Raw genomic sequence first — 14,987 nt, 5'->3', positions numbered from 1 at the left:
CCCCAGGGTTGATCATGATGGCGTGCTGTCCGTCCGCCCCGGACCCACCCACTCCTGGCAACCGGGAGTGCGCGCGGCGATCAGCCGAAGAGGCCGCGGCGCTGGAGGGACTGGCGCAGCCAGGCGTCGAGCTGGGCGGTCCAGTCGGTGCGGTCGGCGGTCACGTGGTCGACCGAGAAGCGGCCGAAGGCGTCGCGGCCCTCGGTGAACAGGCCGCCCCGCTTGTCCAACTCCAGCACGACCTGGATCTGGTGTGGATCGGTCACGAAGGTGACCTCGAGCTGGTTGATCCCGCTGGCGTACTGCGGCGCCGGGTAGAACTCGATCTCCTGATAGAACGGCAGCGTCTGCCGCACTCCGTAGATGTGGCCGCGCTCGACGTCGGCGCGGGCGAACCGGAAGCCCAGCCGCAGGAACGCCTCCAGGATCCGCTCCTGCGACGGCAGCGGATGCACGGCCACGGCGTCCAGGTCGCCCTTGTCGACCGCGCGAGCCACCTCCAACTCGGTCCGCAGGCCCATCGTCATGCCGCGCAGGTGCTGGCCGTACAGCTCGGTGAGCGGGGTCTCCCAGGGCACGTCGAAGCGGAACGGGACGTCGTACCGCTGCCCGGCCTCCAGCCGGAACGAGCCGGTGATGTGCTGGCGGTGGAACTCCTCGGTGGTCTCGTAGTCGTTGTCACCGCTCTCCACCTCGACCCGGGTGACCAGGCCCAGCGCCACGTACGAAATGTCGACCGGGTGGTCGCCGCCCGCGACGTGGACGGTCCCCTCCAGTTGGCCGCCGGGGCGGCAGTTCGGATTCGCCAGAACGGTTTCCACCGAGGGGCCGCCGACGCCCATCGCCTGCATGAGCCGCTTGAAGACCACGACGCTCTCCATCACCTGTGCGGAACGTTCGCCGGCGGCCGCTCCGCTGGCCGTGCCGGCAGCCGACCTCTCCCGGCCGACCGCTGGCACGGTAACCGGGTCCGGCAAGCACCGGCCGACGGCGACACGCCAGGTGGGATTCCTGTCGGGTCCCCGATCGCCTCACCCCTGTCTCACGCCCCGGGCGCCAAGCTGTGTGTCACCGGCACCACTGGCCGGAGAGTGCGGCACAGACGTGGACACGGGGAGAGACGAAAGATGGCCCTGCAGATGATGGAGCACCGGACGCGCCCGGTTGGCACGATCGACGCCGACCACGGCACCGAGACCTTGACCGACCTGGACGCCACCGACGAGCGCGGCATCTCCACGGACCTCGTGCGGGCGTACCTCAACGGCATCGGCAAGACGAAGCTGCTGACCGCCGCGCAGGAGGTCGAGCTGGCCCGCCGCATCGAGGCCGGGCTCTTCGCCGAGGAGAAACTCGCCACCTGCACCCCGGTCTCCGCAGCACTGCGGGCCGACCTGAAGCTGATCGCCGCCGAGGGGCGGGCCGCCAAGAATCACCTGCTGGAGGCGAACCTACGCCTCGTCGTGAGCATCGCCAAGCGGTACACGGGCCGCGGGATGGCCTTCCTGGACCTGATCCAGGAAGGCAACCTCGGCCTGATCCGCGCGGTCGAGAAGTTCGACTACGCCAAGGGCTACAAGTTCTCCACCTACGCCACCTGGTGGATCCGCCAGGCGATCACCCGCGCCATGGCCGACCAGGCCCGCACCATCCGCATCCCGGTGCACATGGTCGAGCAGGTCAATCGGATGGTGCGGGCCCGCCGGGAGTTGTCGATCTCGCTCGGCCGGGAGCCCACCGTCGCGGAGGTGTCCCAGGCGCTGAACATCCCCGAGTACCAGGTGATCGAGCTGATCTCGTTCGACCGGGAGCCGGTGAGCCTGGACCAGGCAGTCGGCGAGGACGGAGAGAGCGCGCTCGGTGACTTCGTCGCGTCGGTCGGACCGACGGCCGGCCCGGACGACGCCGCCGCCCAGGGTGAGCTGCGCCAGGAGGTGAGCGTCGTGCTCGCCACGCTGTCCCAGCGCGAGCAGGCGGTGATCCGGCTCCGGTTCGGGCTGGACGACGGCCGGCAGCGCACGCTGGACGAGGTCGGACGGGAGTTCGGTCTGTCCCGCGAGCGGATCCGGCAGATCGAGAAGGTGACACTGCTGAAGCTGCGGGCCCCGGAGCGGGCGCAGCGCCTGGAGGCGTACGCCTGCTGAGGTGGGCGTCGCCCGCGACGGCCCGGGCGGGTCGCCAGGCCGTCGTCGGTTCGGCGGAGCGCGCCGAGCTGTCCCGGGCGAACCCTGCGTCGAGCGGGGTCCTCCGCCATCACGTCGGGTGTCCCGACGGGTCTTCCTCACAACCGGCGGGGGCCGGTGTCGGGGCGGGCGCCGGCCGAGCCGATCCGGACCGTGGCGTGCAGCACCGACAACCCGTCCGGGCGGGCCAGCACCGGGTTCAGGGTCAGGGCGCGGACCCGGGGCTGCTCGTCGCCGAGCAGCCCCACCCGCACCAGCAGGTCGGCCAGGGACGTGCGATCCACCGGAGCGGCGCCCCGGTGCCCGCGCAGGAGCGGGGCCGCTCGCGGCTCGTCGACCAGCTCGGCCGCGTCGAGGTCGGTCAGTGGTGCCGACCGCCAGGCCCGGTCGCCCAGCAGCTCGGTCGCGACGCCGCCCAGGCCGAAGCCGACCACCGGGCCGAACGCCGGGTCCTCCACCAGCTCCACCACGCAGGCCACCCCCGGGGGACCATCGGCTGGACCAGGACGTCGGTGCCGAACACCGTCGACATCTCCGCGTACGCGCGCCGCACGGTCGCCTCGTCGGGCAGGTCGAGGCGGACGGCGCCGAGGTCCAGCCGGTGCCGCAGGCCCGGGGCGGCGGCCTTCAGCGCCACCGGAAAGCCCAGCTCGACCGCCGCCTCCGCGGCCTCGTCCGCCGAGGCGGCCGGCACCGATGCCACCACGTCGATCCCGTAGGCGGCGAGCAGCCCGCCCGGATCGAGGGAATCGGGACGCAGTGCCGTCTGCGCCGCGCCCCGGTCGACGTCGGGCAGCTCGGACAGCCTCCCGGGGCCGCCGCCGCAGCCAGTCGGCGTACGCGGTGACCCGGCCCAGGGCGCGGACCGCCTCCTCCACGCTCGGATACCCGGGCACCCCGGTCGGGGCGCGTCCGACCAGGAACGTCGCCACCGTGGGCTTGCCGGCGGCGAGCGCCGCGGGCAGAGCGGCGGTGAAGTCCGCCTCGGCGTCCGGCAGTTGGCCGGGCAGCGGCGGCGCGAACACCGCAACCAGCGAGTCCACCACCTCGTCGGCCGCCGCGGCGGCGAGGGCCGCGGCGAACTCGGCCGCTCCGGCACGTGGGCCGACGTTGCGCGGGTATCCGTCGGCGAGGGTGAGCCCCTGCGCTGCGCAGGCGGTGGCCGCGAGCCCGGCCAGCGCAGACGAGTTACCGACGACCCCGACCCGATCGCCGCCGGGCAGCGGCTGGTGGGCCAGCAGGACGCCGACGTCGAGCAGCTCGGCGACCGTGTCCACCCGAATCACCCCGGACTGGGCGAACAGCGCGCTGACCGCTACCTGATCCGGGCCGGCCGACGGGCCGACCCGGGCGGACGGGCCGGTGACGCCAGCGCGACGATCGGTTTGTCCCGCCCGATCCGCCGGGCCAGCCGGGCGAACTTCCGCGGGTTGCCGAAGGTTTCCAGGTACAACATGATCACGTCGGTGCCGGGGTCGCCCTGCCAGTACTGGAGCAGGTCGTTGCCGGAGACGTCGGCCCGGTTGCCGGCCGACACGAAGCTGGACAGGCCGAGCCCCCGCCGGTCCGCCTCGGCCAGCAGCGCCACCCCGAACGCGCCGGACTGACTGAACAGACCGACCCGGCCGGGCACCGGCAGCCGTGGGGCGAGCGTGGCGTTGAGGCGTACGTCGGGGGCGGTGTTCGCCACCCCCAGGCAGTTCGGACCGACGACGCGCATGCCCGCCGCGTGCGCGGCGCGAACCAGCCGGCGCTGCGCGGCCGCGCCCTCCGCGCCGGCCTCGGCGAAGCCGGCGCTGATCACGATCAGGCCGTGCGCCCCGGCGGCCGCGTCGGCGACCACCGTCTCCACCGCGTCCGGCGGGACGGCCACCACGGCCAGGTCGACCGGCAGGCCCGCGTCGGCCGCCGACGGGTACGCCGGCAGCCGGCCACCGTCGTCGCGGTCAGGTGCACGGGTACGACGCTGCCGGTGAACCCGTAGTCGCGCAGGTGCCCGAGCACCGCCGCCCCGACGCCCTGCCCGGTGGCGCTGGCGCCGTAGACGGCGACGCCGCGCGGCGCGAGCAGCCGGGCGACGGACCTGGCCTCGGTGCGGCGCTCGCGGCCCCGTTGCACCTCCAACGTGGCGTCGGTCGGCGCGATCGGGAAGCTCAGGTGGACCACGCCGTCGGCGAACTGGCGCTGCACCTGGTACCCGAAGTCGGCGAACACTCGCAGCATCGCGCCGTTGGTCGGCAGCACCTCGGCGACGAAGCTCGTGAGGCCGATCCGCCGGGCCGCGTCGGCCAGGTGCTCCAGCAGCACCGACCCGATGCCCCGGCCCTGGTAGGCGTCCTCGACCACGAACGCCACCTCGGCCTCCGGGGACTGCCGTCCGAGACGCTCGTACCGGCCGACCGCGACGATCTGGTCGGCGGCCAGCACCACGAACGCCTCCCGATCCCGGTGGTCGACGTGCACGAAGCGCTGGAGGTCACGCTCGGGGATCCGCGGGTACGGCGAGAAGTAGCGCAGGTAGCGGGTGCGCTCGGAGAAGCGCGAGTGCATCGCGACGATGCCCGGCCCGTCCGACGGCCGGATCGACCGCAACTGGACGGTGGTGCCGTCGCTGAGCAACACGTCCACCGGCTGGTCCACTGTGGTCACGTTGGGCGGCCCTCCCCGGCCGCGTCAGTCGCGCGGGTCGTGCGGGTCGAGCCCCAGCAGCGGGAAGATCGACCTGCGGGTGGTGGCGATGGCGCGGTCCACCGAGTTCGGCTCGCCGGAGGGCTGCCACGGTTCGTACGAGGGGTCGACGTCGTCGGTCATTCGCAGCGGGACCTCCCGGCCGGGACGCCGGGAGGCGGCCAGTTCCCGCCAGACGGGCGGGGTGAGCGTTGCCGGGTCGAGCGGCGTGCCGGTGGCCACCGCGAGCAGGTGGGTCCAGGCCGGGGCACGACCTCGACCAGCGCGTACCCGCCGCCGCCGGTGGCCACCCAGCGCCCTTCGCACAGCTCGTCGGCGAGCGCCCGCAGGGCGATGTAGGTGGCGCGCTGGCCGTCGACCGACAGGTTCAGGTCGGCGAGCGGGTCGAGCCGGTGCCCGTCCGCACCGCACTGGGTGACCAGCACCTGCGGCTGGAAGGCGTGCAGCACCGACGGCACGATCGCGTGGAACGCCCGCTGCCAGCCGGCGTCGTCGACGCCGGGCGGCAGCGGGATGTTGACCGCGCTGCCCGGCGCCTCCGGGCCACCGGTCTCGTCCGGGAAACCGGTTCCCGGGAACAGGGCGAGGGGCGTCTCGTGCAGGCTCACGGTCAGCACCCGCGGGTCGTTCCAGAAGATCCGCTGCACCCCGTCGCCGTGGTGGACGTCCACATCCACGTACGCGACCCGCTGCGCGCCGAGGTCGAGCAGGCGGGCGATGGCCACCGCCGGTCGTTGTAGACGCAGAAGCCGGCGGCCCGCGCCGGCATGGCGTGGTGCAGCCCGCCGGCCACGTTGACCGCCCGGCGCGCGTCGCCCCGCCAGACCGCCTCGGCCGCCGCCACCGAGGCGCCCGCGATCAGCGCGCTGGCCTCGTGCATCCCGCGAAGACCGGGTTGTCGGAGGTGCCCAGGCCGAACCTGGCGAAGAGCGGGTCCTGCGAGGCGGCGCGAACGGCCTCCAGGTAACGCGGGTCGTGCACCCGGGTCAGCAGATCGTCGTCCGCCGGCTCCGGCTTGACCAGTCGCACCCCCGGGCGTTCCAGCACAGCCAGCTGTCGGGCCAGCGCGACGGCCAGCTCCACCCGGACCGGGTCAAGCGGATGGTCACCGAAGTCGTAGGCGAGCAGCGACTCGTCCCACACCACCACCGTGTCGTCCGACATGGGCCCATCGTCGCACGAGAATCTTGTGCGGTGACCCACGGCACGCGTCGCTCAGGTCGGTGGCGTCGCCGGCCGACGGCCGTGCGCCGCACCGGTTTTGGCCCGCCGCCGGTGCCGGGCGCTCACGCCGACGGCGCGGACCCGGCGGGCTGCTCCCCCACCGCCACCGGGCGAGACGGGTCGGCGACCCAGTTGCTCCACGACCCGACGTACAGCGCGGCGTCCGGGCGACCGGCCAGGTGCAGGGCGAGGACCGCCTGCGCGGCGGTGACACCGGACCCGCAGTACGCGCCGACCGGCTGGCCGGCGACCACCCCGGCGGCGGCGAACCGCCGCTGCAACGCGTCGGCCGCCGGGAACCGGCCCTCGGCGACGTACTCCGGTGCGGGCAGGTTCGCCGCGCCCGGCACGTGCCCGGCGACCGGGTCGATCGGCTCGGTCGCCCCGGTAGCGGGCCCCCGCCCGGACGTCCACGAGGGCGCCGTCGCCGGCCGCGGCGAGCCGGGCGGCCCCGGCCGCGTCGAGCACCGGCAGCGCACCGGGGTGCACCTCGACGTCGCCGGGCGGCGGGACGGGTGCCTCGGTGGAGATGGGCAGGCCCGCCGCGACCCAGGCTGGCCAGCCGCCGTGCAGCAGGCGGACCTTTCGGTGGCCCGCCCAGCGCAGCGTCCACCAGGCTCGGGCGGCGGACATGCCGTCGCCGCCGTCGTACACCACGACCGGGTGTCCGGCCCGGACTCCGGCGGCCCGCAGCGCGGCCTGGAGCGCGGCGGGGTCCGGCAGCGGGTGCCGGCCGGCGGCCCCCGGCGGCCCGCACAGGTCGGTGTCCAGGTCGACGAAGACCGCGCCGGGCAGGTGGCCGGCGGCGTAGTCGGCCCGGCCGGGCGGGCCGGTCAGGCGCCAGCGGACGTCGAGCAGGGTGGGCGGGTGACGCCGTCGAGTTCGGCGGCGAGCCGGTCGACCTCGACCAGCAGATCCTCGGTGCCGGACATGATGTCCAGTCAACACCATCGGGGTATCCGCCGGGCGGTTCGGCGTCGGCCGTTCGCCGTTACTCGGGGTAGTATCGATCACCGGAGGGCTGCCGTGAAACATGATTCGGTCGACTCGAGTGAGGGCGTAGTTGCCTCCGGGAAGAGGTGGTAGCGATGGCCAAACATGATCTTGTCGACACGACCGAGATGTACCTGCGCACCATCCTCGAACTCGAGGAGGAGGGGGTTCCGCCGCTGCGCGCCCGGATCGCCGAGCGACTGCGGCAGAGCGGCCCCACCGTCAGCCAGACCGTCGCGCGGATGGAGCGGGACGGCCTGCTCACCGTCGAGGGCGACCGGCACCTGGCCCTCACCCCGGCCGGGCGCAGCACGGCGGTCTCCGTGATGCGCAAGCACCGGCTGGCCGAGCTGCTGCTGGTCAACGTCATCGGGATGCCCTACGAGGAGGCTCACGAGGAGGCCTGCCGGTGGGAGCACGTGATGAGCGACGCGGTGGAGAAGCGGGTGTACGACCTGCTCAACCGCCCCACCCGCTCGCCCTACGGCAACCCGATCCCGGGCTTGGCGGAGCTGGGCTCGGCGAGCCCGGCCGAGGCCGAACCGGCGGAGGGTGAGCGCAACCTGGTGTTCCCCGGTCTGTCCGGCCCCGTCGTGGTCCGGCGGATCTGCGAAAGTGTGCAGACCAACGCGGACGTGCTGCGCCAGCTGCACGCCGCCGGAGTCGACCCGGGCGCGACGGTGACCGTCGCCCAGGAGCGGGACGGGGTGTCGATCGACCGCTCCGGCGACCGCGTCCGCCTCCCCCGCGAAGTCGCCTCCCGGGTCTTCGTCGCTGCCAGCTGATCCCACTCCGCCGGCCCGCGCCCACCTCGTCGAGTTTGCACTTCCCGCCCGGAGTACCTGCCGCAAGCCGGCAGGTCAGGGACCAGCAGTGCACGATCGCCGCTGGGTGGCGGGTTCAGTCGACGTACGGACAGTGGCGGCAGCCTCGGCCGCAGCAGGTGCCGCGGCGGGCGAGGAAGCCGGCACTGAGGACGAAGAGACCCGTCGCCGGATCGGGGTAGCCGACCCCGCCGTTGGTCAGGGCGGCCGTGTGCGCGGCGAGGATCCGCGACCGGTCGGGGTGATCGAGCGGAAGCCGGGACGGGTGCGGATCGGTCAGCGGCCGGTGCGCCAGCGCTCGTCGCTCGCCGGTCACCTGAGCAGTCCGAGGACGGCGCTCACCCGTGCCGGGCGAGGGTGGCGGCGATGGCTGGCCGATCCACGCCGGCCGCGAGCAGCAGCCGGAGCAGGACCTTCGCCTTGTACGGGTCGAGCATCCCGCCGTTCAGCAGCCCACGTCGTTGCAGATCGGACTCCGAGCCGACCGCGCCGTACGTGTGCCGCAGTACCGATCCAGCCCCGGATCGGGAGGTGAGCACCACCGGGATCTGCGCGGCCAGGGCGCCGAGCATCGGGGCCAGCGCACCCGGCACGTGCCCGACGCCGAAGCCGGCGACCACCAGCCCGTGGTGGGTTCCGGCGAGACCGCCGAGCAGCCCGCCGTCGTCGTCGAGGGTCGCGGTGTGCAGTGCGACCCGGGTGGCGCCCAGCCGGGTCGGGTCGACCGGCGGCAGTGGTTCCCGCCGCTCGGGCCGGGCCAACACCCGCACCTCCTCCTCGACCACGAGCCCGATCGGACCGACGTCGGGGGAGACGAAGGTGGCGGTGCTGGTGCTGTGCGTCTTGCGTACCCAACGGGCGGCGTGGACATCGTCGTTGAGCGTGACCAGCACGCCGAGGTCCCGGGCGGCGGGCGCGGCGGCCACCCGCGCGGCGGCGAGCAGGTTCGCCGGCCCGTCCGCTCCGGCCAGGGTGGGGTTGCGCATCGCGCCGGTGAAGACCAGTGGGGCGGCGTGCGGCCAGAGCAGGTCGGCCAGAAGGCCGACTCCTCCAGCGTGTCGGTGCCCTGGGTGACGACCACGCCGACCGCGCCCGCGGCCACCGCCCGCGACGCGGCGTCGACCAGGTCCAGCACATGCCGATACGTGAGGTTCGCGCTGGGCACCGCGAGAACGTCCCGGACGTCCAGCGGCTCGCCGAGATCCGCCAGGCCGGGCACGGCGGCGGTCAGGTCCGCGCCGGTCAGCCGGGGTAGCACTCCCGCCCGTCCTGGCCCGCATCGCCCATCGCGATGGTGCCGCCCAGGGCAAACAGGTGATGGACACGCCGGGCCTCCCGTCCGCCGTTCCCGGTAACGGCCCACAGAAACATACCGCCGCGCCCAGGTCGCTGCTGGTCGTAGTCAGGATCCGGCGGGACCCCTCGTGCGACCCGTCGCGGTGGTGGAACCACTCGTCACCGGACATGCGGCTCACCGGATCCGGCACAGGAAGCGCCGGTGCAGCAACCCGGTCGGCGCCCAGGTCCCGGTCCTCGGCGGCCGACACCAGATGGGATCCAGGTGGAGCGCCAGCGAGACCGCGCTTCCGTCGAACACCGCCGACAGTTCCTCGCACCGGGCCGCGCTGGGCCCCGGCCCGATGTGCACCCATCGCCGGTCCACACTGGACGAACCGTGTTCTGTGTGTTCACGAGTGACCGCCGAGGAAACACCAGGTGGTCGCGCGGGCACTCCAGGTCCGTCTCGCCACATTCTGGACGGGTGCGTACCGACTCACGAGCCCCGGCGTTGGTAATGCCCGGGGCTCGTTGCTCCTACGTCAGCTGCAGCCGCTGGTGCTGCCGCAGCCCTCGCAGACGTAGCAGCTACCGGCCGGGCGCATCTTCGTACCGCAGGTGAAGCAGAGCGGCGCGTCGGCGGCCTTGCCGATCACCGCCTCCAGCAGCTCGGTGCTCGAGCCGACCGAGGGCGCCGGCTTGGCTGCGGCGACGTCGGCGATTTCCTGCGCCGGCTGGGCGACCGGGCCGGTCTTCGGCTCGGCGGACGCCTCGACCGGGGCGGAGGCGGCCATCGCGGTGAGGTCCGCGCCGTTCGCCTCCGCCTCCGCCTCGCCGCCAACTGGGCCGCCCGCTCCTTGGCGGTGAAGATGCCCAGCTCCCCGCGGCGCTCGTACGGCAGGAAGTCCAGGGCCAGGCGACGGAAGATGTAGTCCATCACCGAGGCCGCCATCCGCACGTCCGGATCGTCGGTCATGCCGGCCGGCTCGAAGCGCATGTTGGTGAACTTGCTGACGTACGTCTCCAGCGGGACGCCGTACTGGAGACCGATGGAGATGGCCACCGAGAAGGCGTCCATCACCCCGGCCAGGGTCGAGCCCTGCTTCGACATCTTGAGGAAGACCTCGCCGAGACCGTCGTCCGGGTACGACGAGGCGGTGAGGTAGCCCTCGGCGCCGCCGACCGAGAAGGAGATGGTCTCCGACGGCCGCTTCTTCGGCAGCCGCCTGCGCACCGGGTGGTACTCGACGACCTTCTCCACGACCTTCTCGACCACGGCCGTCGGCTCCGGCTCCGCCGACTTCTTCTTCGCCGCCGAGAGCGGCTGGCCGACCTTGCAGTTGTCCCGTAGATCGCCAGCGCCTTGAGGCCGAGCTTCCAGCCCTCGAAGTAGATCCGCTCGACGTCCTCGACGGTGGCCGGCTCAGGCATGTTGACCGTCTTGGAGATGGCGCCGGAGATGAACGGCTGGACGGCCGCCATCATCCGCACGTGCCCCATCGGGGCGATCGGACCGCTCGCCATCGCGCAGTCGAAGACCTGGTAGTGCTCCGGCTTGAGACCGGGGGCGTCCACCACGTGGCCGTGGTCGGCGATGTGCTCGACAATCGCCTCGACCTGCTCCTCGGGGTAGCGAGGCTGCGCAGGGCACGCGGCACGGTCTGGTTGACGATCTGCATCGACCCGCCGCCGACCAGTTTCTTGAACTTGACCAACGCCAGGTCCGGCTCGACGCCGGTGGTGTCACAGTCCATCATCAGGCCGATGGTTCCGGTGGGCGCGAGCACACTGGCCTGCGAGTTCCGCCAGCCGCTCCGGTCGCCGACCTTGTTGCCGAGGGTCCACGCTTGGTCGCCTCGCGCTGCACGGCGGTGGCCACGGCGCCCGAGGGCTTGATCTCGTCGTTGGCGGCGGCGTGCTTGCGCATCACCGCTTGTGCGGCTCGGCGTTGCGGGCGTAGCCGTCGTACGCGCCGACGACGCCGGCCAGCTCGGCCGAGCGGCGGTACGCGGTGCCGGTCATCAGCGAGGTGATCGCCGCGGCCAGCGAGCGGCCCTGCTCCGAGTCGTACGGCAGGCCCGACGCCATCAGCAGTGCGCCGAGGTTGGCGTACCCGATCCCGAGCTGCCGGTAGGCGCGGGTGGTCTCGCCGATCTTCTCGGTCGGGAAGTCGGCGAAGCAGATCGAGATGTCCATCGCCGTGATGATCAGCTCGACCGACTTGACGAACTTCGCCACCTCGAAGCCACCATCGGCGCGGAGGAACTTCATCAGGTTGAGCGAGGCCAGGTTGCACGAGGAGTTGTCCAGGTGCAGGTACTCCGAGCACGGGTTCGACGCGGTGATCCGCCCGGTCTCCGGGCAGGTGTGCCAGTCGTTGATGGTGTCGTCGTACTGCAGGCCGGGGTCGGCGCACTCCCAGGCGGCCTGGGAGACGGTGCGGAAGAGCCGCTTCGCGTCGATCGTGTCGATCACCGCGCCGTCGAGACGGCCGCGCAGGTCGAAACTGCCGTCGTTCTCCACCGCCGCCATGAACTCGTCGGAGACCCGCACCGAGTTGTTGGCGTTCTGGTACTGCACGCTGACGATGTCGGCACCGCCCAGGTCCATGTCGAAGCCGGCGTCCCGCAGCGCGCGGATCTTGTTCTCCTCGCGCGCCTTGGTGACGACGAACTCCTCGACGTCCGGGTGGTCGACGTCGAGGATGACCATCTTGCCGCACGCCGGGTGGCACCGCCGGACTTGATGGTGCCGGCGGAGGCGTCCGCGCCGCGCATGAAGCTGACCGGGCCGGAGGCGGTGCCGCCGGAGGAGAGCAGCTCCTTCGAGGAGCGGATCCGGGACAGGTTGACGCCGGAGCCGGAGCCGCCCTTGAAGATCAGCCCCTCCTCCTTGTACCAGTCCAGGATGGAATCCATCGAGTCGTCCACAGAAAGGATGAAACACGCGCTGACCTGCTGCGGCGAGGGCGTGCCCACGTTGAACCAGACCGGCGAGTTGAAGCTGAACACCTGGTGCAGCAGCATCCAGGTCAGTTCGTGGGCGAAGACCTCGGCGTCGGCCGAGGTGGCAAAGTAGCCGTACTCCTCACCGGCGGTGCGGTAGGTGCGCACCACCCGGTCGATCAGCTGCCGCAGCGACCACTCCCGCTCCGGGGTGCCCACCGCGCCCGGAAGTACTTGGTGGTCACGATATTGGCCGCGTTGACGCTCCACGACTCCGGGAACTCCACGCCCCGCTGCTCGAAGTTGACCGAGCCGTCCCGCCAGTTCGTCATCACGACGTCCCGGCGCTCCCACGCGACCTCGTCGTACGGGTGGACCCCTTCGGTGGTCCAGACCCGCTCGACCGTCAGCCCCGCCGCCGCCTTGTTCCGTGACCTGCTCGTCGTCACACCGTCCCCCGGCATCTTGTCCGCCCCTCGTCCGCGCGCCCGCGCGGCCGACTGTCTGAAACTGAAACTCAACTGGTACGGCCGGCCGCCTCGGCGGCCTCGGCACCCCACCCGGGCCGGGCCGCGGCGCGCAGCGTCTCGATCTCGCGCTCGAAGTCGGCGAGCGACTCGAACGACCGATAGACGCTGGCGAACCGCGGCCGGGCCCGGGTGGGTGCCGAGGCCGCCGAGGCGCCGGCCGTACCAGTTGAGTTTCAGTTTCAGACAGTCGGACCGCGCGGGGCGCGCGGACGAGGGGCGGACAAGATGCCGGGGGACGGTGTGACGACGAGCAGGTCACGGAACAAGGCGGCGGCGGGGCTGACGGTCGAGCGGGTCTGGACCACCGAAGGGGTCCACGTACGACGAGGTCGCGTGGGAGCGCCGGGGACGTCGTGATGACGAACTGGCGGGACGGCTCGGTCAACTTCGAGCAGCGGGGCGTGGAGTTCCCGGAGTCGTGGAGCGTCAACGCGGCCAATATCGTGACCACCAAGTACTTCCGGGGCGCGGTGGGCACCCGGAGCGGGGAGTGGTCGCTGCGGCAGCTGATCGACCGGGTGGTGCGCACCTACCGCACCGCCGGTGAGGAGTACGGCTACTTTGCCACCTCGGCCGACGCCGAGGTCTTCGCCCACGAACTGACCTGGATGCTGCTGCACCAGGTGTTCAGCTTCAACTCGCCGGTCTGGTTCAACGTGGGCACGCCCTCGCCGCAGCAGGTCAGCGCGTGTTTCATCCTTTCTGTGGACGACTCGATGGATTCCATCCTGGACTGGTACAAGGAGGAGGGGCTGATCTTCAAGGGCGGCTCCGGCTCCGGCGTCAACCTGTCCCGGATCCGCTCCTCGAAGGAGCTGCTCTCTCCCCGGCGGCACCGCCTCCGGCCCGGTCAGCTTCATGCGCGGCGCGGACGCCTCCGCCGGCACCATCAAGTCCGGCGGTGCCACCCGGCGTGCGGCCAAGATGGTCATCCTCGACGTCGACCACCCGGACGTCGAGGAGTTCGTCGTCACCAAGGCGCGCGAGGAGAACAAGATCCGCGCGCTGCGGGACGCCGGCTTCGACATGGACCTGGGCGGTGCCGACATCGTCAGCGTGCAGTACCAGAACGCCAACAACTCGGTGCGGGTCTCCGACGAGTTCATGGCGGCGGTGGAGAACGACGGCAGTTTCGACCTGCGCGGCCGTCTCGACGGCGCGGTGATCGACACGATCGACGCGAAGCGGCTCTTCCGCACCGTCCCAGGCCGCCTGGGAGTGCGCCGACCCCGGCCTGCAGTACGACGACCCATCAACGACTGGCACACCTGCCCGGAGACCGGGCGGATCACCGCGTCGAACCCGTGCTCGGAGTACCTGCACCTGGACAACTCCTCGTGCAACCTGGCCTCGCTCAACCTGATGAAGTTCCTCCGCGCCGATGGTGGCTTCGAGGTGGCGAAGTTCGTCAAGTCGGTCGAGCTGATCATCACGGCGATGGACATCTCGATCTGCTTCGCCGACTTCCCGACCGAGAAGATCGGCGAGACCACCGCGCCTACGGCAGCTCGGGATCGGGTACGCCAACCTCGGCGCACTGCTGATGGCGTCGGGCCTGCCGTACGACTCGGAGCAGGGCCGCTCGCTGGCCGCGGCGATCACCTCGCTGATGACCGGCACCGCGTACCGCCGCTCGGCCGAGCTGGCCGGCGTCGTCGGCGCGTACGACGGCTACGCCCGCAACGCCGAGCCGCACAAGCGGGTGATGCGCAAGCACGCCGCCGCCAACGACGAGATCAAGCCCTCGGGCGCCGTGGCCACCGCCGTGCAGCGCGAGGCGACCAGCAGTGGACCCTCGGCAACAAGGTCGGCGACCGAGCGGCTGGCGGAACTCGCAGGCCAGTGTGCTCGCGCCCACCGGAACCATCGGCCTGATGATGGACTGTGACACCACCGGCGTCGAGCCGGACCTGGCGTTGGTCAAGTTCAAGAAACTGGTCGGCGGCGGGTCGATGCAGATCGTCAACCAGACCGTGCCGCGTGCCCTGCGCAGCCTCGGCTACCCCGAGGAGCAGGTCGAGGCGATTGTCGAGCACATCGCCGACCACGGCCACGTGGTGGACGCCCCCGGTCTCAAGCCGGAGCACTACCAGGTCTTCGACTGCGCGATGGGCGAGCGGTCGATCGCCCCGATGGGGCACGTGCGGATGATGGCGGCCGTCCAGCCGTTCATCTCCGGCGCCATCTCCAGACGGTCAACATGCCTGAGCAGGCCACCGTCGAGGACGTCGAGCGGATCTACTTCGAGGGCTGGAAGCTCGGCCTCAAGGCGCTGGCGATCTACCCGGACAACTGCAAGGTCGGCCAGCCGCTCTCGGCGGC

At 72.1% G+C, this 14,987-nt stretch carries 7 protein-coding genes and 9 pseudogenes; 5 read left to right on the top strand and 11 right to left on the bottom strand.

What is annotated here, in order from left to right; all coding sequences use genetic code 11:
* Positions 1–80 precede the first annotated feature (80 nt).
* Positions 81–869 carry a sporulation protein gene (locus tag QTQ03_RS00060; protein WP_289280603.1) on the bottom strand — a complete coding sequence of 263 codons (789 nt, stop codon included), beginning with the start codon at positions 867–869 and terminating at the stop codon, positions 81–83.
* A 258-nt stretch (positions 870–1,127) separates the two neighbouring features.
* On the opposite strand from QTQ03_RS00060, the gene sigB reads away from it, so the two are divergent.
* Entirely contained in the window at positions 1,128–2,144 is a 1,017-nt protein-coding gene (gene sigB, locus QTQ03_RS00055) for an RNA polymerase sigma factor SigB (RefSeq protein WP_502889667.1), read from the top strand.
* Positions 2,145–2,281: 137 nt separating this feature from the next.
* On the opposite strand, the pseudogene QTQ03_RS00050 reads toward sigB, so the two are convergent.
* The 3 pseudogenes from QTQ03_RS00050 to QTQ03_RS00040 all read right to left on the bottom strand — a co-directional run bounded on the left by QTQ03_RS00050 (position 2,282) and on the right by QTQ03_RS00040 (position 7,027).
* Positions 2,282–4,832, bottom strand: a pseudogene (locus QTQ03_RS00050) (bifunctional acetate--CoA ligase family protein/GNAT family N-acetyltransferase).
* A gap of 24 nt (positions 4,833–4,856) precedes the next feature.
* A pseudogene (locus tag QTQ03_RS00045) lies at positions 4,857–6,035 on the bottom strand (acetoin utilization protein AcuC).
* Positions 6,036–6,157: 122 nt separating this feature from the next.
* Positions 6,158–7,027: pseudogene (locus QTQ03_RS00040) on the bottom strand (sulfurtransferase).
* A gap of 156 nt (positions 7,028–7,183) precedes the next feature.
* Here QTQ03_RS00040 and QTQ03_RS00035 point away from each other — a divergent pair.
* Positions 7,184–7,873 carry an iron-dependent transcriptional repressor DtxR gene (locus QTQ03_RS00035; protein WP_502889666.1) on the top strand — a complete coding sequence of 230 codons (690 nt, stop codon included), beginning with the start codon at positions 7,184–7,186 and terminating at the stop codon, positions 7,871–7,873.
* Positions 7,874–7,988: 115 nt separating this feature from the next.
* Here the strand turns inward: QTQ03_RS00035 and QTQ03_RS00030 are convergent, their stop codons facing one another.
* From QTQ03_RS00030 to QTQ03_RS00010, 7 genes and pseudogenes are all read right to left on the bottom strand, one after another.
* Entirely contained in the window at positions 7,989–8,228 is a 240-nt protein-coding gene (locus QTQ03_RS00030; RefSeq protein WP_289276122.1) for a C1orf53 family protein, read from the bottom strand.
* Between the two features lie 22 nt (positions 8,229–8,250).
* The gene (locus QTQ03_RS00025) at positions 8,251–8,898 is read right to left on the bottom strand and encodes an asparaginase domain-containing protein (RefSeq protein ID WP_289276121.1); all 648 of its coding nucleotides are present in this window, start codon (positions 8,896–8,898) and stop codon (positions 8,251–8,253) included.
* 110 nt (positions 8,899–9,008) lie between these two features.
* Positions 9,009–9,131 (bottom strand): annotated as a pseudogene (locus QTQ03_RS00020) (hypothetical protein); the annotation flags it as partial.
* Positions 9,132–9,842: 711 nt separating this feature from the next.
* Complete coding sequence (locus QTQ03_RS30545) at positions 9,843–10,466, bottom strand: TSCPD domain-containing protein (RefSeq protein ID WP_502889665.1); 624 nt, start codon at positions 10,464–10,466, stop codon at positions 9,843–9,845.
* 131 nt (positions 10,467–10,597) lie between these two features.
* Positions 10,598–10,989: pseudogene (locus QTQ03_RS30540) on the bottom strand (ribonucleotide reductase barrel domain-containing protein); the annotation flags it as partial.
* A gap of 127 nt (positions 10,990–11,116) precedes the next feature.
* Positions 11,117–12,489 (bottom strand): annotated as a pseudogene (locus QTQ03_RS30535) (ribonucleotide reductase barrel domain-containing protein).
* A 163-nt stretch (positions 12,490–12,652) separates the two neighbouring features.
* Positions 12,653–12,781, bottom strand: a pseudogene (locus QTQ03_RS00010) (transcriptional regulator NrdR); the annotation flags it as partial.
* Between the two features lie 240 nt (positions 12,782–13,021).
* Here QTQ03_RS00010 and QTQ03_RS30145 point away from each other — a divergent pair.
* The 3 genes and pseudogenes from QTQ03_RS30145 to QTQ03_RS30135 all read left to right on the top strand — a co-directional run.
* A pseudogene (locus QTQ03_RS30145) lies at positions 13,022–13,429 on the top strand (vitamin B12-dependent ribonucleotide reductase); the annotation flags it as partial.
* Positions 13,430–13,523: 94 nt separating this feature from the next.
* A pseudogene (locus QTQ03_RS30140) lies at positions 13,524–14,553 on the top strand (ribonucleotide reductase barrel domain-containing protein).
* On the top strand, positions 14,540–14,987 hold a 448-nt coding region (locus tag QTQ03_RS30135), incomplete at its 3' end, for a ribonucleotide reductase barrel domain-containing protein (protein ID WP_502889664.1). The pseudogene QTQ03_RS30140 and the gene QTQ03_RS30135, both read left to right, overlap by 14 nt.

The organism is Micromonospora sp. WMMA1363, from assembly GCF_030345795.1.
Classification (GTDB): domain Bacteria; phylum Actinomycetota; class Actinomycetes; order Mycobacteriales; family Micromonosporaceae; genus Micromonospora.
Note: the sequence above shows the minus strand (reverse complement) of the source record. Positions and strands in the feature narration are given on the sequence as shown.

What these genes read in the sequence shown, in the direction of transcription:
- sigB (WP_502889667.1), top strand. Translation starts at nt 1,128, where the DNA reads ATGGCCCTGCAGATGATGGAGCACCGGACGCGCCCGGTTGGCACGATC.
- QTQ03_RS00035 (WP_502889666.1), top strand. Translation starts at nt 7,184, where the DNA reads ATGGCCAAACATGATCTTGTCGACACGACCGAGATGTACCTGCGCACC.
- QTQ03_RS00025 (WP_289276121.1), bottom strand. Translation starts at nt 8,898, where the DNA reads ATGCGCAACCCCACCCTGGCCGGAGCGGACGGGCCGGCGAACCTGCTC.